The organism is Enterobacter sp. Acro-832 (genome assembly GCF_011752745.1).
Taxonomy (GTDB): domain Bacteria; phylum Pseudomonadota; class Gammaproteobacteria; order Enterobacterales; family Enterobacteriaceae; genus Enterobacter; species Enterobacter quasiroggenkampii.
Window position 1 is genome coordinate 20,995 of sequence record NZ_VWWX01000001.1, and the last position, 16,349, is coordinate 37,343.

21 protein-coding genes are annotated in these 16,349 nt (G+C 56.0%); 11 read left to right on the plus strand and 10 right to left on the minus strand.

Going from position 1 to position 16,349, the window contains the following annotated elements; all coding sequences use genetic code 11:
* Positions 1-2 precede the first annotated feature (2 nt).
* Positions 3-515, plus strand: a complete 513-nt coding sequence (locus F3J31_RS00130; RefSeq protein WP_167210478.1) for a GNAT family N-acetyltransferase — start codon at positions 3-5, stop codon at positions 513-515.
* On the opposite strand, the gene F3J31_RS00135 is transcribed toward F3J31_RS00130, so the two are convergent.
* Both F3J31_RS00135 and F3J31_RS00140 read right to left on the minus strand, forming a co-directional pair.
* A complete protein-coding gene (locus F3J31_RS00135) occupies positions 496-1,284 on the minus strand; it encodes a hypothetical protein (RefSeq protein WP_045910465.1) in 789 nt (262 codons plus the stop codon). The two genes, F3J31_RS00130 and F3J31_RS00135, sit on opposite strands and share 20 nt — an antisense overlap.
* 1 nt (position 1,285) lies before the next feature.
* The gene (locus F3J31_RS00140) at positions 1,286-1,483 is read right to left on the minus strand and encodes a hypothetical protein (protein WP_008502331.1); all 198 of its coding nucleotides are present in this window, start codon (positions 1,481-1,483) and stop codon (positions 1,286-1,288) included.
* A gap of 261 nt (positions 1,484-1,744) precedes the next feature.
* On the opposite strand from F3J31_RS00140, the gene F3J31_RS00145 reads away from it, so the two are divergent.
* From F3J31_RS00145 to F3J31_RS00180, 8 genes are read left to right on the plus strand one after another with little or no spacing between them, the layout of a single operon-like run.
* Complete coding sequence (locus tag F3J31_RS00145) at positions 1,745-2,179, plus strand: nuclear transport factor 2 family protein (RefSeq protein WP_167210481.1); 435 nt, start codon at positions 1,745-1,747, stop codon at positions 2,177-2,179.
* Positions 2,176-2,895: an SDR family NAD(P)-dependent oxidoreductase gene (locus tag F3J31_RS00150; RefSeq protein ID WP_167210484.1), complete on the plus strand. Its 720-nt coding sequence runs from the start codon at positions 2,176-2,178 to the stop codon at positions 2,893-2,895. The genes F3J31_RS00145 and F3J31_RS00150 overlap by 4 nt, the downstream gene beginning before the upstream one ends.
* Positions 2,892-4,151, plus strand: coding sequence for an FAD-dependent oxidoreductase (locus tag F3J31_RS00155; protein WP_167210487.1), 1,260 nt, complete (start codon positions 2,892-2,894; stop codon positions 4,149-4,151). The genes F3J31_RS00150 and F3J31_RS00155 overlap by 4 nt, the downstream gene beginning before the upstream one ends.
* Before the next feature lies 1 nt (position 4,152).
* Positions 4,153-4,875 (plus strand): DUF1365 domain-containing protein, encoded by a 723-nt coding sequence (locus F3J31_RS00160; protein ID WP_167210490.1) that lies wholly within the window; start codon positions 4,153-4,155, stop codon positions 4,873-4,875.
* The gene (locus F3J31_RS00165) at positions 4,872-6,092 is read left to right on the plus strand and encodes a cyclopropane-fatty-acyl-phospholipid synthase family protein (RefSeq protein ID WP_167210493.1); all 1,221 of its coding nucleotides are present in this window, start codon (positions 4,872-4,874) and stop codon (positions 6,090-6,092) included. The genes F3J31_RS00160 and F3J31_RS00165 overlap by 4 nt, the downstream gene beginning before the upstream one ends.
* Positions 6,089-6,574 (plus strand): DUF2878 domain-containing protein, encoded by a 486-nt coding sequence (locus F3J31_RS00170; protein WP_048989720.1) that lies wholly within the window; start codon positions 6,089-6,091, stop codon positions 6,572-6,574. Before F3J31_RS00165 ends, F3J31_RS00170 begins: the two co-directional genes overlap by 4 nt.
* Positions 6,571-7,092 carry a hypothetical protein gene (locus F3J31_RS00175; protein ID WP_048030580.1) on the plus strand — a complete coding sequence of 174 codons (522 nt, stop codon included), beginning with the start codon at positions 6,571-6,573 and terminating at the stop codon, positions 7,090-7,092. Before F3J31_RS00170 ends, F3J31_RS00175 begins: the two co-directional genes overlap by 4 nt.
* The gene (locus F3J31_RS00180; protein WP_167210496.1) at positions 7,089-7,616 is read left to right on the plus strand and encodes a DUF3833 domain-containing protein; all 528 of its coding nucleotides are present in this window, start codon (positions 7,089-7,091) and stop codon (positions 7,614-7,616) included. Before F3J31_RS00175 ends, F3J31_RS00180 begins: the two co-directional genes overlap by 4 nt.
* 423 nt (positions 7,617-8,039) lie before the next feature.
* Here F3J31_RS00180 and F3J31_RS00185 read toward each other — a convergent pair whose 3' ends face one another.
* On the minus strand, positions 8,040-8,498 hold the full coding sequence (locus F3J31_RS00185) for a DMT family transporter (protein ID WP_167210499.1): 459 nt from the start codon (positions 8,496-8,498) through the stop codon (positions 8,040-8,042).
* A 3-nt stretch (positions 8,499-8,501) separates the two neighbouring features.
* Positions 8,502-8,936: a DMT family transporter gene (locus F3J31_RS00190; protein WP_045910475.1), complete on the minus strand. Its 435-nt coding sequence runs from the start codon at positions 8,934-8,936 to the stop codon at positions 8,502-8,504.
* A gap of 95 nt (positions 8,937-9,031) precedes the next feature.
* Between F3J31_RS00190 and F3J31_RS00195 the strand changes: the two genes are divergently transcribed.
* Positions 9,032-9,964, plus strand: coding sequence for a LysR family transcriptional regulator (locus tag F3J31_RS00195; protein ID WP_167210502.1), 933 nt, complete (start codon positions 9,032-9,034; stop codon positions 9,962-9,964).
* A 5-nt stretch (positions 9,965-9,969) separates the two neighbouring features.
* On the opposite strand, the gene F3J31_RS00200 is transcribed toward F3J31_RS00195, so the two are convergent.
* The 4 genes from F3J31_RS00200 to F3J31_RS00215 all read right to left on the minus strand — a co-directional run bounded on the left by F3J31_RS00200 (position 9,970) and on the right by F3J31_RS00215 (position 14,019).
* Positions 9,970-10,998 (minus strand): methionine synthase, encoded by a 1,029-nt coding sequence (locus F3J31_RS00200; protein WP_048030571.1) that lies wholly within the window; start codon positions 10,996-10,998, stop codon positions 9,970-9,972.
* A 23-nt stretch (positions 10,999-11,021) separates the two neighbouring features.
* Positions 11,022-11,996 (minus strand): DUF1852 domain-containing protein, encoded by a 975-nt coding sequence (locus F3J31_RS00205; RefSeq protein ID WP_167210505.1) that lies wholly within the window; start codon positions 11,994-11,996, stop codon positions 11,022-11,024.
* A 213-nt stretch (positions 11,997-12,209) separates the two neighbouring features.
* The gene (locus F3J31_RS00210; protein WP_069719271.1) at positions 12,210-12,893 is read right to left on the minus strand and encodes a YrhA family protein; all 684 of its coding nucleotides are present in this window, start codon (positions 12,891-12,893) and stop codon (positions 12,210-12,212) included.
* A gap of 10 nt (positions 12,894-12,903) precedes the next feature.
* Positions 12,904-14,019 carry a DUF6883 domain-containing protein gene (locus F3J31_RS00215; protein WP_167210508.1) on the minus strand — a complete coding sequence of 372 codons (1,116 nt, stop codon included), beginning with the start codon at positions 14,017-14,019 and terminating at the stop codon, positions 12,904-12,906.
* 391 nt (positions 14,020-14,410) lie between these two features.
* Here F3J31_RS00215 and F3J31_RS00220 point away from each other — a divergent pair, with 391 nt between their 5' ends.
* Positions 14,411-14,950 carry a DUF2058 domain-containing protein gene (locus F3J31_RS00220; protein ID WP_167210511.1) on the plus strand — a complete coding sequence of 180 codons (540 nt, stop codon included), beginning with the start codon at positions 14,411-14,413 and terminating at the stop codon, positions 14,948-14,950.
* Positions 14,951-14,957: 7 nt separating this feature from the next.
* Here F3J31_RS00220 and F3J31_RS00225 read toward each other — a convergent pair whose 3' ends face one another.
* Both F3J31_RS00225 and azoR read right to left on the minus strand, forming a co-directional pair.
* On the minus strand, positions 14,958-15,644 hold the full coding sequence (locus tag F3J31_RS00225) for an RluA family pseudouridine synthase (RefSeq protein ID WP_167210514.1): 687 nt from the start codon (positions 15,642-15,644) through the stop codon (positions 14,958-14,960).
* 90 nt (positions 15,645-15,734) lie between these two features.
* A complete protein-coding gene (gene azoR / locus F3J31_RS00230; protein ID WP_167210517.1) occupies positions 15,735-16,340 on the minus strand; it encodes an FMN-dependent NADH-azoreductase in 606 nt (201 codons plus the stop codon).
* Positions 16,341-16,349 lie beyond the last annotated feature (9 nt).

Consider the following 16,349-nt stretch of genomic DNA (forward strand, 5'->3'; position numbering starts at 1 on the left):
CCATGACTCTTCGAATTCGACAGGCCAGCGGGGCCGATTCTGCGCTCTTAAGCGAACTTGGATACCGCATATACCCCGCCCATTTTCAGCATCTGTGGGTATCAGACGCCGAGATGAAGGCCTTTCTGGACGGCGAGTATGCCGTTTCTGTACTTGAACAGAGCCTGAAAGATAACGCTGTTTCCTGGTATGTTGCAGAGACCGATCGGCCAGTGGGGTTTATGAAAGTGACCTGGGACGCCATGCTTCCCGAAACGGACAAGAGGGGCGTTCTCCTCAACAAGCTCTACCTCGATCCTGCCGAGACCGGCAAGAACTATGGTCAGGACCTGTTCAATAAAATTATCGACATGGCCCGGAGCAGGGGAAAGGACTATCTCTGGCTGGAAGTGCTTGAGCAGAACGCAGGAGCGTACCGGTTCTACAAGAAGCAGGGCATGCTCTGCATTAAGAACGTCCTTTTTGAAACAGCCTCACAGCAGAGCATACTCAGAATTATGGGGATGTCTCTTTAGGGCCAGGGCTCTCGTCCCGCTGTGCCAGCGACAGCGCGCTGGCGCTGGCGGGATCGAACAGCGAGATGCTCTCAATCTGATTGAGTAAAATCACCTTACGGAATGACATGGCGCTGCGGGGTTCTGAGTCGAGCGTAATGTCATGCTCGGCGTACCACCGGCTGTAATTATTCTCGATGCGCAGGTTCATCGTCTTCTCGTCCCGGTACCCGCTCAACATCGGGATCAGCACGATATTGGCCGTTTTTTCATATTCCAGCGTCGCGGTGTGGATCATACCCACGTATATCCGCCTCGAGCGGAGCGTGACCTGCGCCAGCTCGCCTTGCTCCATACACTGATAGAGCAGTTGCTCGATCCCGCTCGCCTGCGCAAGCCGTTTGTAGAGCTTTTTCCGGCTCTCGCCGTCCAGCCTGGCGCTGCCTGCCCAGTTAGACCGGTAGAGACAAAACAGGATGGCAAACGCCAGCATCACCACCACCGGCGCCTGAATGCCTAAAAAACTCCAGTTCATAAAGTCGATTTGCCAGTCGGTGTATTTCGGTGAGGCAAAGTGAAAAGCGTTGTTGGCGGCGGAAAGGCTAAGCAACAGCAGCCAGAGCAGCCCCGTGGCAATCACCCCTTGCAGAACGAAAATACAGCCGTAAAGCGCAACGAGAAAATAGACATCCCAGCCGAAGGAACGCTTGATTTTAAAGCGGGTCGACAGGTCGCGACTGGTGTACCAGTACCCGCAGACCATCAGCACCATAAATATCGCCGTTCCCATATCAGGCCCTCTTCAGCGCGTTAACGTGACGCAGAAAGTCCTGCCGCACCTCATTGCTCTTGTAGTTCACCGAGGCGTTCCCGTCCTGGTCGATGATGATGCGGTCGCCATCTTCCACGGCTTCAATAATTTCCTGCTGGCTCATCACCTGCAGTAAGGATTCCGGGCTTGAGAATAGGGAGAGAAAGAAACGTTTCATGTCAGGCATCCTTATGAATAAAAAGGATAAGCCTGGAAGATGACCGCTGAATTTGCCTTAAGGATAACCTGAAAGTGAGTGAAAGCCGGGTGGCGGCTATGCCTTACCCGGCCTACAAAACCTTCAAATGAATGATCTTTCAACTAATTGATATTTATGAATAATAAAAAATAAACTTGCACAAACTTGGACAAATAACGTTAATTGTGTAAGTTTTAATTATGCGATTACGCCACGTTGTTTACAGCCAGGATGTGACCCATGAGCACTTTGCCCTCTGTCGTGAGTCGGTTTGTCGAGTACTACGCCGCACTGGATAGCCAGCCGCCGTCCGCGCTGGCTGGGCTTTATGATTCGAATGCCACGCTTATCGATCCCTTCGGTGAGCACAACGGTATCTTTGCGCTTCAGCGCTATTTCACCCATCTGCTGGCCAACGTCGAGAACTGCCGTTTTTCTATCGATCCGCCGCTCTGCAGCGGGAACCGGTTTGTTGTCACCTGGGTGATGCACTGGTCGCATCCGCGCATTGCCGGAGGCGAACCGCTCGATCTGCCGGGGTGCTCGGTGGTGGAGACGGAAAACGATCTCATCACGCGCCAGCGGGACTACTACGATGCGGGAGAGATGATCTACGAACATCTTCCTCTGCTGGGCTGGGCGGTTCGCGGCGTGAAGCGGAGGGTGAAATCATGAAGACGGTGTTGATTACCGGCGCAAGCTCGGGGATTGGCGCCGGGCTGGCGAAATCCTTCTCTGCTGACGGCTACCATGTGATTGCCTGCGGGCGCGATCCGGCGCGTCTGGAAGCGCTGCATCAGACCTGCCCCAATCTCACCGTGCGCCTGTTCGATATGACGGACAGGGATGCCTGTCGCCAGGCGCTGACCGGCAGCTACGCCGACCTGATCATTCTCTGCGCGGGTACCTGCGAATACCTCGACGGTGGCGTGGTGGATGCGGCGCTGGTGGAGCGGGTCATGAACACCAATTTCCTTGGGCCGGTGAACTGCCTTGAGGCGCTACAATCGCAGCTGGTTGCCGGTAACCGTGTGGTGCTGGTGAGTTCGATGGCGCACTGGCTTCCCTTCCCGCGTGCAGAGGCCTACGGCGCGTCCAAAGCGGCGCTGAGCTGGTTTGCCGAGAGCCTGCGCCTGGACTGGGAGCCAAAAGGGATTGCCGTCACGGTTGTCTCTCCGGGCTTTGTCGATACGCCCCTGACGCAAAAAAACGATTTTGCCATGCCGGGCAGGGTGACCGTCGACGAGGCGGTGAAGGCGATCCGTATCGGACTGGCGGCCGGGAAAATGCACATCGCGTTTCCGTCCGGGTTTGGCTTCATTTTGCGGCTGCTCTCCGGGCTGCCTGCGTTTCTTCAGCGCACGCTGCTGCGCAGGATGGTGCGTTCATGAACATTGCGATTATCGGCAGCGGCATTGCCGGGCTGACCTGTGCCTGGCGGCTGGCCGGACACCATCAGGTGACTCTGTTTGAAGCGGGATCCACGCCGGGCGGCCATACCGCAACGGTTGACGTGACGACGCCACAGGGTACATACGCGATCGATACCGGGTTTATCGTCTACAACGACCGTACCTACCCGCGCTTTATGGGCCTGCTCAGCGAGCTGGGCATCAGCGGGCAAAAAACGCAGATGAGCTTTTCGGTGCACGACCCCGCGACGGGGTTTGAGTACAACGGCCACACGCTGACGTCGCTGTTTGCCCAGCGTCGAAACCTGGTGAATCCGGCATTCTGGCGGCTGCTGGGCGAGATCGTACGCTTTAACTGCCTGGCAAAACAGGCGCTGGACGGGGAAGTGGATCCGAACGCCACGCTGCAGACGTTTCTGGACCAGCACGGCTTTACGCCGTTTTTTGCGCGCCACTATATTCTGCCGATGGGGGCCGCCATCTGGTCATCGTCGCTGCAGGAGATGACGCGCTTCCCGCTGCCGCTCTTTTTACGTTTCTTCCAAAACCACGGTCTGCTTGATATCACTCATCGCCCGCAGTGGTACGTGGTGCCGGGCGGCTCGCGGGAGTATATCCGCGCGATGCTGGACAAATTGGGCGATCGGCTGACGCTGCATCTCAATACGCCGGTTCAGCAGGTGAGCCGCCACGAGCGCGGGGTCACGCTCCAGCTCGAAAACGGCAGCCATACCTTCGATCAGGTGATATTTGCCTGCCACTCCGCTCAGGCGCTGGCCATGCTTGACGACCCGACCACCGCAGAGCGCGAGGTGCTGGGCGATATCGGCTGGCAGCGCAACGAGGTTGTGTTGCACAGCGACTCGCGCTGGCTGCCGGTGCGGCCGCGCGCCTGGGCCAGCTGGAACTACCGCCTGAGCGAGCATGCGCAGGCCAGCGCCTGTGTCACCTACAACATGAATATCCTGCAGGGGCTGCCTGCGGGCAGCCCGCTGTTCTGCGTCACCCTGAACCCGGACGCGGCGGTTGATGAGCGCTTCGTTCTGCAACGCTTCGTTTATGAGCATCCGCTGTTTAACCCGCAAAGCTGGCGGGCGCAGGCGCGGCGCGGCGAGATCAACGGCCGCCGGCGGAGCTGGTTCTGCGGAGCCTACTGGTACAACGGTTTTCATGAGGACGGGGTGCGCAGCGCGCTGGACGTGGTCAATGCGATAGCGGCCGGGGAGGGGAACTGAGATGAACAGCTGCCTTTACCACGGCGTATTACGCCACCGCCGCCTGCAGCCGAAAACCCATGAATTTCGCTACAGCGTCTTTATGGCCTGGCTGGATCTCGATGAGCTGCCGCTGCTCGCGTCCGTCGGTGTGCGGCGCAATCGCTTTGCTGCCGCCTCTTTCCATGACGCGGACTATCCGCTCGGCACGCCGCTTAAAGAGAACGTGCTGAGCAGGCTGGAGAGCCTGACCGGGGAACGTCCGGACGGGCGGGTCATGCTCCTGACGCAGCTGCGCTATTTCGGCTTTCATTTCAATCCGGTCAACTTTTACTACTGCTATGACGGGAGGGGAATCCTGCGCTGGCTGCTGGCGGAGGTCCGCAACACGCCGTGGAACGAACGTCATTATTACGCGGTCGACGGGCAACATGCCCAGCCTACGGAAAAAGCGTTTCACGTTTCTCCCTTCAATCCGATGGACATGACCTACCACTGGCGCTTTAACGAGCCGGATAACACGTTGCATATGCACATTGAAAATCATCAGGAGGCGAAGGTGTTCGACGCCACGCTGGCGCTGCGCCGGGAGCCTATGACGCGCCCCGCGCTGCGTTCGCTGCTCCTGCGCATCCCGCTTATGACCCTGAAAACCGTTTTCGCCATTTACTGGCAGGCGCTGCGCCTGTGGCTCAAGCGCGTGCCGCTGTATAACCATCCCGTCAGCAGGAGTGAACGCTCATGACCGATCCCGTCTTTGCGTTAGAACCCGATATCCCGCGCAACGTGCGCCTTGCGCGCTGGCTGCTTTTTCGTCTGTTAAGCGGTATCCGCGGTGGCTCGCTCACGCTGCGAGAGGGGGCGCAGACCTTTCATTTTGGTGAGTCAGCCTCCGCGCTGCATGCCGACGTACAGATCCTGACGCCCGGCGTCTACTGGCGCGTCTTAACGGGCGGGAGCCTTGCCGCGGCAGAAGCCTGGATGGACGGCGAATGGGAAACTACGCACCTTACGCCGCTACTGGAACTTCTGGCGCTCAACGGCGAGGTGCTTGGCCGTCTGGAAAACGGGTTCCGTCTGTTCGGCAGGCCGCTGGAGCGGCTACGCCACTGGACGCGACGAAACTCCCGCGCGCAGGCGCGTGAAAATATTGCCGCCCATTACGATCTGGGTAACACCTTCTATGCCCATTTTCTGGATAAGGAGCTGCTCTATTCCAGCGCCTTGTTTACAGAGGACGAGCAGGATCTCACGGCGGCCCAGCAGGCCAAAATGGCGCGTCTGTGCGAACAGCTGGCGCTGAAACCGGGCGATCATCTGCTGGAAATTGGCACTGGCTGGGGAGCGATGGCGGAATACGCGGCCCGTCATTATGGCTGTCGGGTGACCACCACCACGCTATCGCAGGAGCAATACGTCTGGGCGACCGAACGAATTGCCCGCGCCGGACTGCAGGAGCGGGTCGAGGTGCTGCTCTGCGACTATCGCGACCTCACCGGGCAGTATGACAAGCTGGTCTCGATAGAGATGATTGAAGCTGTCGGGCAGCGCTATCTGCCCACGTTCTTCCGTACCTGCCAGGCGCGGCTGCGCCCGGGAGGACGCATGGCGATTCAGGCCATCACCATTCAGGACCAGCGCTATCGCGACTACAGCAAAAGCGTCGATTTTATCCAGCGCTACATTTTCCCCGGCGGTTTTCTGCCGAGCATCACCGCGATGAACGATCTGATGACGCGCCACACCGATTTCGTGGTGCGCAATCTGTTCGACATGGGGCCGGACTACGCCCGCACGCTGGCGCACTGGCGACAGCGCTTTGTCCACGCCTGGCAGGAGATTGAAAAGCTCGGCTTTGATGAGCGGTTTCGCCGCATGTGGCTGTACTACTTTGGCTACTGCGAAGCCGGGTTTAACGCCCGCACCATCAGCGTGGTGCAGCTGACCGCCGAGCGCGTATGAAACGATATCTTCAGGTCTTTCTGCTGGCTGTCGCGTTCGATCTTTACTGGACGCTGGTGGTGCTCTTTCGCGAAAAGGGCCTGATTATCTGGCTCGCGCTGGCGCTCCTGGCGTGCCTGCTCTTGCCGTCTGTATACCGTTTTTACGCCATCGGGCTGGCCGCGGCGGGCAGTTTGCTGGATACGCTCTGGGCGCTGACGGGACTGATAGCCTTCACGGGCGAGTCTCTGATGCCGCTATGGATGGTGGCATTGTGGCTGATGTTCGCCACCGTCTGGACGCAGCTTACGCGCACCACCACGTTGCCCGGCTGGCTGCTGACCCTGCTGGCCGCCGTGGGTGGCCCGGTGGCGTATCTGATTGGCGAGCGGCTGGATGCCATCACATTTCTGGAGCCGACTTTTATCGTCGTCAGCTGGATGGCGCCGGGTTGGCTGGTGTTGATGCTGTTTTTCCACCTGCTGATGGGGAGACAAAAATGAGAGCTGCGATTTTGCTGCTTTGGCTGATCGCCATGCCTGCGGCCCAGGCCGCCGACTGGCTGGCGTGGCGTAAGGTGGGTGATGCCACGCTCACCTGGGGGCCGTTCACCGTCTACACCTCCCAGCTGCGTACGCCGGACGGGCGTTACGGTCGGGAGAACCAGGATCAGGCGCTGATAATTACCTATGCGCGCGACATCGATCGCGATGAGCTGGTCGAGGCGACCCGCGACCAGTGGCAGGCGCAGGGGATCCTGGCGCAGGAACCGCAAAGCGAAGCCTGGCTGCGGATGCTCCGGTCGCTGTGGCCGGATGTTCGACCGGGCTCACAGCTGGCGTTTGTCCTTGATGACCAGCAGGGGCAGTTCTGGTACCGCGATCCGACCCTTCAGAAAACCTTTATTCCCCTGGGACCACGCCAGTCAGAAGCGTTCAGTACCCGCTTTCTGGCCATCTGGCTGGCTCCCCGTACGCAATATCCTGAGCTGCGTCAGCAGTTAATCGGAGGCCAAAAATGAAACGTTTCCTGATGATGGTGCTGGCATTAACGATGCTGCTGGCGGGCTGTAGCACAGAGGTGACCGAGTACCGCCACCAGCAGCCGCGGCTGGATATCTTCCACTTCTTCCAGGGCAAAACCGAAGCGTGGGGGATGGTGCAGGATCGCAGCGGCAAGCAGATCCGACGTTTTCACGTTGAGATTGCCGGGGACGTTATCGGCGATACGCTGACCCTGAACGAGCACTTCGTTTACGACGACGGCGAGAAGCAGCAGCGGATCTGGCATATCCGGCGCCTGGGGAACGATAGCTACGAGGGCACGGCGGGGGATATCGAAGGGGTAGCGACGGGGCAGGCCGCAGGCAACGCGTTCAACTGGCATTACAGCATGAACGTGAAGGCCAACGGCAGCACCTGGCTACTGAACTTTGACGACTGGATGTACCTGCAGGATGAGAACCATCTGTTTAATAAAACCGAGATGAAGAAACTGGGCGTCACCGTCGCCACGGTGACGCTGTTCTTTACCCGTAAAGAGTGATGATACGAGCAGTGAACAATCCCCTCGCCCCTATGGGGAGAGGGTTAGGGTGAGGGGAACATACGGCTAAGGTGGTATTTCCGTTCACTTTATGTTCCTTGCTACTCTGTAACGACATGACCGGTGAACGTGCCAGGGTGGCTCAGTCGCCACCACCCTGGCGACCCGGGCTCCCGGCGGTAAATCGCCGCTTCGCGGTACCCTCAGCTTATTCCTTCAGGCTATCGGGTCGGGCATGAGCCTGCATCCCTGCAGGCCACGCCCTCTCGGCGCATCCCTGCGCCTCGCCCCGGCCTTACGGAAACGCTTCGGCGATTTACAGCCGGACCAGGGCATGGCTGCAAGTAATTGCTTCACTTTAAAAAAACTTAATCGCTTTCGGTAAAAATTTTCTGGGGAGCCCTCAGTCCGAAAGATGCGATCTCATGTCCTGTCGGTGCGGGTTTTACTACCCGAGTAAATAAAGACAAGCGCAATCCCCAGGCAGACTACCGCCCCCAGACGACTCGTTGAAAACGAAATGGCGGGATTACCCAGCCAGCCAAAGTGATCAATCAACATGCTCATGGCGAGCTGGCCAAAGATGACCGCCACCGTGGCGACGGCGGTGCCGATACGCTGCACCGCCACGACCATAATCACAATATAAGGCACGCCAAACATTGCCCCGAGAAGCTGCCATTTCGGCACGTCCAGCAGGCTGACGGCCTGCTTAGGCTCAAAGAAGAAAATCAGCAGGGCGGTCACCAGCGCGCCGACGGAGAAGGTCAGAAACGCACTTTTAAATACCCCCACGCTGCTGCCGAGCTGGCCGTTAATGGCGGCCTGAATGCTTAGCGTTGCGCCGCCGCAGACGGCCAGAAGAATCATAATCAGTGTCATACGTTACCCCTGCGCGACCAGAACCAGTGCCGCAATAATGAACCCCAGTGCAATAATGCGCTTTGCGTTTATCTTCCTGTGCGGCGAACCCAGCAGACCATAATGATCAATGATCAGGCTTTTAAAGACCTGGCCGGCCAGAATGCCAATCATGGTCATGGCGATGCCGATGGTGGGTGTCGCCACGGTCAGGATGACCACGTATACCGGACCGAGCACGCCGCCGAGCAGCTGCCAGCCAGGCTGTGCGAAAAACGACGGGCTGTTGCGCGGGCTGAAAAACAGCATAAGCAGAAACGTTAGCGCGGCGCCGACGCCAAAAATGCTGAACGTCGCCCATAAATCCCCGACCTTTCCCCCCAGAGGTCCCAGCAGGCCCGCCTCGACGGAGAGGCCCATCCCGCCAGCAATCACCAGTAAAATCAAAACAAACTGCATTCTTCTTCCTCCGTTTTCAGGCGAAGAAGATTACGTGGGTTGTTCAATGAGAAAAATGCCATAATGCAGTAAACACCTTTGCGAGAAATGCATTAATGGTTGACGCCAGCAACATCAACATCCGCGCGCTGCTGATCTTTATCGACGTGTATGAAGCGCAGAACTTCTCCGTCGTGGCGCGGCGGCAGGGGATATCGGCCTCGCAGATATCGCGCGTGATCCACCAGCTTGAGGATGCGCTCGGGCAGCAGCTTTTCTATCGCAATACGCGGGCCGTCATTCCCACGGAAAGCGGTCATCTGTTTATTCGCTACGCCCGGTCAATGGCGGAAAACCTGGAAGAGGCGCGCCGGGAGCTGGACGCGCGGGCGGTGGAACCGTCCGGTGCGATCCGCATTAACGGACCGGTGTTTTTCGGCCAGAAGCATATAGCCCCAGGACTTCCCGGCCTGTCGGAACGCTATCCTCGCCTGAGCGTAGAGCTGACGCTGACCGATGATTTCATTGACCCCCACCGGGATGCGGCAGACCTTATCTTCCGCATTGGCGTACTGACGGACTCCTCGTTTCGGGCGCGGGTGTTCGGGCAGCAGGTGTATCATCTGGCCGCGTCGCCAGATTACGTGCGTAGACACGGTGCGCCTGAAGGGCCGGACGATCTGAATCGGCATCACTGTCTTGTCTATCGCGGATCGTCAGGGCCTAACCGCTGGCTGTTGCGCAGAGCGGGCGAGGCGTGGGTACACTATCCCGTGACGCCATTGATGACCTCGAATAATGCGGAAGCGCTGCTGGCTGCGGCGCGGGGCGGGATGGGGATTGTGCTGTTCCCGGACTGGCTGGTGAGCGAGCCGCTTCAGCGCGGTGAGCTGATTCCGCTCCTGCCCACGCTGGAGTGTGCCATCAATACGGAACAGCAGGCGATCGCGGCGATCTACCCTGATGCCCGACATCCGCCCCTGAACGTCAGGGCGGTGATTGATTATTACGTCGAGCGTTTTGGTACGCCGCTTTACTGGCAAAGGTAAGGGGATTACGCGCCAAGCTCTTTGCGGATAATCTCTGCGCCAGCGCTGAGTGCTCTCAGCTTGCCGTTAGCCACCTGACGGGAGAGGGGAGCCATGCCGCAGTTGGTCGACGGATACAGCTTGTCGGCATCGACAAACTGCAGCGCTTTACGCAGCGTATCGGCCACTTCCTCCGGCGTTTCAACCGTGTTGGTTGCTACGTCAATCGCGCCAACCATCACTTTTTTGCCGCGGATCAGCTCAAGCAGATCCATCGGCACGCGAGAGTTGTGGCACTCCAGGGAGATGATGTCGATGTTAGAGGTCTGCAGCTTAGGGAAGGCCTCTTCGTACTGGCGCCACTCGGATCCGAGCGTCTTTTTCCAGTCGGTATTGGCCTTGATGCCGTAGCCGTAGCAGATGTGGACCGCGGTCTCGCACTTCAGCCCTTCAATGGCGCGCTCCAGCGCGGCGATGCCCCAGTCGTTGACCTCATCAAAAAAGACGTTAAACGCCGGTTCATCGAACTGGATAATATCCACGCCTGCGGCCTCTAACTCTCGCGCTTCCTGGTTGAGGATTTTGGCGAATTCCCAGGCCAGCTTTTCGCGGCTTTTATAGTGCGCATCGTACAGGGTGTCGATCATGGTCATTGGCCCCGGCAGAGCCCATTTGATAGGCTTGTCCGTGAGCTGGCGCAGGTACTTTGCATCGTCGACGAAGACCGGTTTCTGGCGCGCGACGGCGGAGACCACGGTCGGCACGCTCGCGTCATAGCGGTTACGAATGCGCACCGTCTGGCGGTTCTCAAAATCGACGCCGCTCAGGTGTTCAATAAAGGTGGTGACGAAATGCTGGCGGGTCTGTTCCCCGTCGCTGACGATATCGATTCCCGCACGGATCTGCTCATCCAGAGACAGGCGCAGCGCATCCTGCTTGCCTGCCAGCAGTTCCTGATCCTGCAATTTCCAGGGTGACCATAGCGTTTCAGGTTGCGCAAGCCAGGTCGGCTTTGGCAGGCTGCCAGCCGTTGAAGTCGGGAGCAATGTTTTCATAATAAAAGACCTTTTTTGATGTATTAAAGCGTGTAGTTATCAGACCACTGCTCAAGAATTTGTTTGTAAGGCTTAATGAAGTACTCTTCGGTAAATCGACCCTGTTCAATCGCCAGACGGCTTCGCTCTTCCCGGTCATACACAATTTTGGTTAAGGAGTGATCCTGCTGGTTCAGATCCGGTTGGTAGCACAGTCCGGCCGCCGAGTTGGCGTTATAAATTTCCGGGCGATAGATCTTCTGGAACGTCTCCATCGTGCTGATGGTGGCGATCAGTTCGAGATCGGTGTAGTCGCTCAGTAAATCCCCGGTAAAGAAGAACGCGAACGGCGCCACGCTGTGTTCCGGCATGAAGTAGCGCACGTTCAGGCCCATCTTCGCGAAGTACTGCTCCGTAAGCGATTCGCCATCCGGCCGGTACTCAACGCCCAGCACGGGGTGCTGGTTACCGGTGCGGCGATAGGTGTCTTTGCTGGAGACGCTCAGGCAAATCACCGGTCCTTTTGTGAAGTTCTCTTTGTATTCCGGTGAACTCACAAAATGGCGGAAGATATTGCCGTGCAGTTCGCCAAACTTTTCCGGAATGCTGAAGTGCTGCTGGTTCTTGTTGTGCTCCAGCAGCAGGACGCTGAAATCATAATCCCGCACGTAAGACGAGAAGTTATTCCCGACGATGCCAGGGATACGCTGGTTGTTTTTCTTGTCGACAATGGTGGTTTGCAGTATCTCAATGGCCGGGAACGGTTTTTCCGCGCCAATATTCAAATCGACAGAGATGATCTCAAGCTCAACCGCATAGCGATCTGCGTTTGGGTTATCCCAGCGTGCTAAAGCGTTAAAGCGGTTGTTGATCATCACCAGGGTATTGCGCAGGTTCTCCTGACGCTTTTCCCCGCGCGCCAGGTTGGCGAAGTTGGTGGTCGTACGCGTATTTTCTGACGGGTTGTAATTCTCATCGAAGCAACTGCGCTTAAGGGTATATGTGAAAGCTTTGCTCATTGTGGTTATGCATCCTAAGTTCATGTTGCTAAGAAGTTACCAATGCATAATTTATGCCTGAGCCCGTGGCGCAGGGGAAGTGACTTAATTTCAATGCAACATGAGGGAAGTTCATGAACGGACTGCGATGGTTATCTGCTTCGTGATTGTTCGGGCGGCGCTGGGAAGAAATAGGCTGGTTGCAATTACAACCAGCAATGGATGTTGCGGATTTCAGTTCATTATATCAATCAGCGAGGACAACAATTCGCTGAAGTTAACATGTGATTCAATGGCAAATTCGGTCGATGCCTTATCACGGATCTCGAAACAGTCATCTTTGAAGTTGTAGGCAAACACGGACATAGCATCTTCACCAATGAGTACCTTGTCAGTAAGGTTTGGATCAACATAGATGTCGTTGTCACGTATTTCAACGTTTCGAATGTAGATATTCGACCATACGGGTTCACCGTTTTTCGCCTGCGCCAGGCTGTACAGCGTCAAACCGTTATACTCGAGTCCATCCATGATTTCGAACATACCAGAGTAGTCCAGCCGGTTAATCATCAGGCGTTGGATATCCTCGTAAACTGTTCTCCTCTGAGCATCCCATTCAGCAGGGGCGGCGTTGCGCATCAAATCTGCTATTACGTCTGGATCTACTGGGTTGGCTACGGGGAAATTATTGTCAACCAGCAATGTTTTAAGGATATTTGGGGTGAAATAACTCTTCAACTGAGCGGGAAGCAAAGCAGGCATTGCTATTGTTCTTCCTTCTTCGTCGCAAAACTCGACAAGATAGGCCAGCGTCGGGGTATTGAAAACCATAACAATCGTACCAATAGTCCCTTTTACCAGCCCTTCATTCGGTAAATCCTCTCCTAAAACCACAACGTCTAATTCGGCTCTTTTCATTTGTACTTTCTCATTTAACGAATAGGGTTGTCAGGCGAGGAACTAACGCGTCTGTTTCATACATCCAGCCAGTACGCACGATCGCTGTTTCACCGTTGACGCCTAAAATGGGCATTTCGACAGCTATTGTTTGACCGTAACTATTTGCCTGCAAAACTTTTGCTGGGGCCAATAATACGCCGTCCTGAATTCTTGCGGCTAAAACATCTGCATTAGTTGGGTTGTATCCCAGCGCTGACTCAAACACTCGGGCTTTGTGTCCTCCAGTAGGATGTGTTGAATCTAAAGCATAAGCCGCGAGTTTTTTCGGGTCGACAATCGCGTGTTCAGCATTCACTAGTGTGCCGCTCTGAGAGGTGAAACCTTTTACATATGGGCTCTCAAGTGCTGGTATTTTACTGAGCCCCGATATTTCATCTATTTCGCTTAAAGGATTTAACCTGCCCATTGTTAATCCTGCTGCAACGGAGGCGCTCGCAATGATTAACCCTTTGTTGTTCATGACTTGCTCATAACCTGCTGGAGCATCTCCGCCAAGCTGCAGCGCGGTTTCATGAAACCCTGTAATATTGCCGTTATAAATACCACCCGCGGCGAGCAGACGACCCACAGCTTTACTGTTCAGCGTTTTCTCCGACGGTGCAGTGGTTGGCGCGTAATAATCATAATGCATCCGTTGAGTAGGAGCGGGCTTCCTGCCTTGCCGATCGGCAATAACGTGCCGGTAGGCACTCAGGATTTCGTCCTTATACCATGCATGCCACGATGAGGAAGTAGGGGTGAAAATTAGCTCGCCGTTATTGTCGATATAAAACGGGTTCCGGTCACTGCTCCAGCGCCTGGAGGTATCCACACCAACAAGCCAACCAATTTTCAGCTCGTGTTTTACTTCGTCATAAATGGGATCTGCGCCGCTGCGATACCTGCGTTCATACGGTCTTTGATGTGGGGATACGCTATATTTTTTCTTGGGGAGACCAAAAGTAAGACTGTGACCGTTCGCTTCATAAGAGAGATCGTAATAAATACATGCCTCTCTCAGCGAGCCCGCAGGCGTCAGAATATATTGAAAATCTTCAGGGTCTAATCGCCGTGTTAATTCATGTGATCTGTAGAGTCGAAACATCTGAAATCCTTATCCTTTATTTTTTTTGTGGATTCTCCGCCTCGACAGTTTAAAAATCAACCGATGAACACAGTGAATATTTAACAATTCAGTGCTGATCATGAATAGAGGCAGACAAAAAATGTAAATTACAGTCTCCTGAAATGCGCTATGAATATGCCAACGCCTGTAGTGGGTACAGATATAAACCTCACATCATATTTATGAACAGCTCATTTTTTTAAGAAAATGACCTGGTGATTTTTAACCACTATTCACGCATTACCATTCGTAGAAGTTGCATGAAGAATGAACCAGACTCCGGCAGCAAAACGCCATGCCTACTTCTCTGGCACACGCTCCGCAATTCCCGCTATAATCCCCAAAATTTCCAACCGGTTTAGAAACAATCATGACAAAACTCACCTTACAAGAGCAGATGCTGAAAGCGGGCCTCGTCAGCAGCAAGAAAGCGGCGAAAGTGCAGCGTACGGCAAAGAAATCACGCGTTCAGGCGCGTGAGGCTCGGGAAGCGGTAGAAGAGAACAAGAAGGCGCAGATCGAGCGTGATAAGCTGCTGAGCGAGCAGCAGAAGCAGGCCGTACTGGCGAAAGAGTTTAAGGCGCAGGTGAAGCAGCTGATTGAGATGAACCGCATCACCGTGGCGAAAGGCAACATCACCTTTAACTTCACCGACGGCAATGTGATCAAGAAAATCGAGGTGGACAAACAAACCCAGGCTCAGTTGATCAACGGCCGTCTGGCGATTGCGCGCCTGGTGCTCAATGCTAACGGTGACTGCGACTACGCGATCATTCCGGCAGTGGTGGCCGATAAAATTGCCCAGCGCGATGCCGACAGCATCGTGTTAAATAGCGCGCTCAGCCAGGAAGAGCAGGACGAAGACGATCCATACGCGGACTTCAAAATCCCTGACGATTTGATGTGGTAAACCGCGTTCAGAACGGGGCGGCGTGACGGGCGTTAACCGGCTCGCCGCTCACGGGATGAATAAAATTCAGCTCGCAGGCATGCAGCATCAGCCTGGGCGTTTCCTCAGCACCCGGCACGTCAAGACCGCCATACAGATCGCAGCCCAGAATCGGGTGTCCCAGCTGCTGGCAGTGAATACGCAGCTGATGGGTTCGCCCGGTCTCCGGGATCAGTTTCACCCGCGTTAACGGTAATTCCGCCCCCTGATAAAACCGTTCCACAACCTGGTAGCGGGAGCGGGCGGGTTTACCGGTGATGGCGCAAATCGACATCAGCGGGAACAGCGCCGGGTCTTTGGCAATCGGCGCATCAATAACCCCTTCATCATTTTCCACGTGGCCGCAAAGCAGGGCGCAGTAGGCTTTCTCCACGCTGCGCTGGCTAAACTGCTGGCACAGTGCCGCGTTGATGGCCTTATTGCGCGCAACCACCATCAGCCCGGACGTACCAAAATCCAGACGGTGCACCAGCGTGCAGCCCGGGAACGTCTGAACCAGACGATAATGGACGGAATCAAGGTTTTGCGGATTTTTGCCCGAGAGGCTGAGCAGGCCGGAAGGCTTATCGATCAGCAGCAGATGTTCATCCTGCCAGAGGATCTGAATGTCATCGTGACACGGTGGGGCAATAAAAGAATCAATGATCGCAGACATCAGGCCGCCCGGCTGGAGAGTGGGAGCGGATGATAACGAAATGCGGGGGAAAAGAAAAACCCTCCCACCGGGCGGTGAGAGGGTGAAGTCTTACGCTGCAACCAGGCTGTCGATGGCGGCTTTCGCGTCGGTCTGCGCTTTGGTCGCCACTTCAGGACCGTAAGCGATACCTTCCGCGAACACGAAGTTCACGTCATTGATGCCGATGAAGCCCAGGAACAGGCTCAGGTACGGCGCAACCAGGTCGGTTGGGGTGTCTTTATGGATACCGCCACGGCTGGTCAGTACGATCGCACGCTTGCCTTTCACCAGACCTTCCGGGCCGTTCTCGGTGTAACGGAAGGTTACGCCAGCGCGCGCCACCAGGTCGAAGTAGTTCTTCAACTGGGTTGGAATGTTGAAGTTGTACATTGGGGCGTTGATGACGATAACGTCATGCGCCTGCAGCTCAGCAATCAGCTCGTCGGACAGGGCCAGGGCTTCCTGCTGGCGTGGAGACAGCGGTGCATCGCTTGGGCGCAGCGCGCCAACCAGCTCGCCATCCAGCACAGGAATTGGGTTTGCAGCCAGGTCACGCACGGTGATTTCGTCAGCAGAATGCTGTTCACGCCACTGTTCAACGAAGTAATCAGACAGCTGACCAGACTGAGAGTACCCTGCCAGAATGCTGGATTTCAAAACTAATACTTTGCTCATGGGTGATTC

Excerpts from the sequence above, each read along its gene's own strand:
- F3J31_RS00130 (WP_167210478.1), top strand. The coding sequence starts at position 3 with ATGACTCTTCGAATTCGACAGGCCAGCGGGGCCGATTCTGCGCTCTTA.
- F3J31_RS00135 (WP_045910465.1), bottom strand. The coding sequence starts at position 1,284 with ATGGGAACGGCGATATTTATGGTGCTGATGGTCTGCGGGTACTGGTAC.
- F3J31_RS00140 (WP_008502331.1), bottom strand. The coding sequence starts at position 1,483 with ATGAAACGTTTCTTTCTCTCCCTATTCTCAAGCCCGGAATCCTTACTG.
- F3J31_RS00145 (WP_167210481.1), top strand. The coding sequence starts at position 1,745 with ATGAGCACTTTGCCCTCTGTCGTGAGTCGGTTTGTCGAGTACTACGCC.
- F3J31_RS00150 (WP_167210484.1), top strand. The coding sequence starts at position 2,176 with ATGAAGACGGTGTTGATTACCGGCGCAAGCTCGGGGATTGGCGCCGGG.
- F3J31_RS00155 (WP_167210487.1), top strand. The coding sequence starts at position 2,892 with ATGAACATTGCGATTATCGGCAGCGGCATTGCCGGGCTGACCTGTGCC.
- F3J31_RS00160 (WP_167210490.1), top strand. The coding sequence starts at position 4,153 with ATGAACAGCTGCCTTTACCACGGCGTATTACGCCACCGCCGCCTGCAG.
- F3J31_RS00165 (WP_167210493.1), top strand. The coding sequence starts at position 4,872 with ATGACCGATCCCGTCTTTGCGTTAGAACCCGATATCCCGCGCAACGTG.
- F3J31_RS00170 (WP_048989720.1), top strand. The coding sequence starts at position 6,089 with ATGAAACGATATCTTCAGGTCTTTCTGCTGGCTGTCGCGTTCGATCTT.
- F3J31_RS00175 (WP_048030580.1), top strand. The coding sequence starts at position 6,571 with ATGAGAGCTGCGATTTTGCTGCTTTGGCTGATCGCCATGCCTGCGGCC.
- F3J31_RS00180 (WP_167210496.1), top strand. The coding sequence starts at position 7,089 with ATGAAACGTTTCCTGATGATGGTGCTGGCATTAACGATGCTGCTGGCG.
- F3J31_RS00185 (WP_167210499.1), bottom strand. The coding sequence starts at position 8,498 with ATGACACTGATTATGATTCTTCTGGCCGTCTGCGGCGGCGCAACGCTA.
- F3J31_RS00190 (WP_045910475.1), bottom strand. The coding sequence starts at position 8,936 with ATGCAGTTTGTTTTGATTTTACTGGTGATTGCTGGCGGGATGGGCCTC.
- F3J31_RS00195 (WP_167210502.1), top strand. The coding sequence starts at position 9,032 with ATGGTTGACGCCAGCAACATCAACATCCGCGCGCTGCTGATCTTTATC.
- F3J31_RS00200 (WP_048030571.1), bottom strand. The coding sequence starts at position 10,998 with ATGAAAACATTGCTCCCGACTTCAACGGCTGGCAGCCTGCCAAAGCCG.
- F3J31_RS00205 (WP_167210505.1), bottom strand. The coding sequence starts at position 11,996 with ATGAGCAAAGCTTTCACATATACCCTTAAGCGCAGTTGCTTCGATGAG.
- F3J31_RS00210 (WP_069719271.1), bottom strand. The coding sequence starts at position 12,893 with ATGAAAAGAGCCGAATTAGACGTTGTGGTTTTAGGAGAGGATTTACCG.
- F3J31_RS00215 (WP_167210508.1), bottom strand. The coding sequence starts at position 14,019 with ATGTTTCGACTCTACAGATCACATGAATTAACACGGCGATTAGACCCT.
- F3J31_RS00220 (WP_167210511.1), top strand. The coding sequence starts at position 14,411 with ATGACAAAACTCACCTTACAAGAGCAGATGCTGAAAGCGGGCCTCGTC.
- F3J31_RS00225 (WP_167210514.1), bottom strand. The coding sequence starts at position 15,644 with ATGTCTGCGATCATTGATTCTTTTATTGCCCCACCGTGTCACGATGAC.
- azoR (WP_167210517.1), bottom strand. The coding sequence starts at position 16,340 with ATGAGCAAAGTATTAGTTTTGAAATCCAGCATTCTGGCAGGGTACTCT.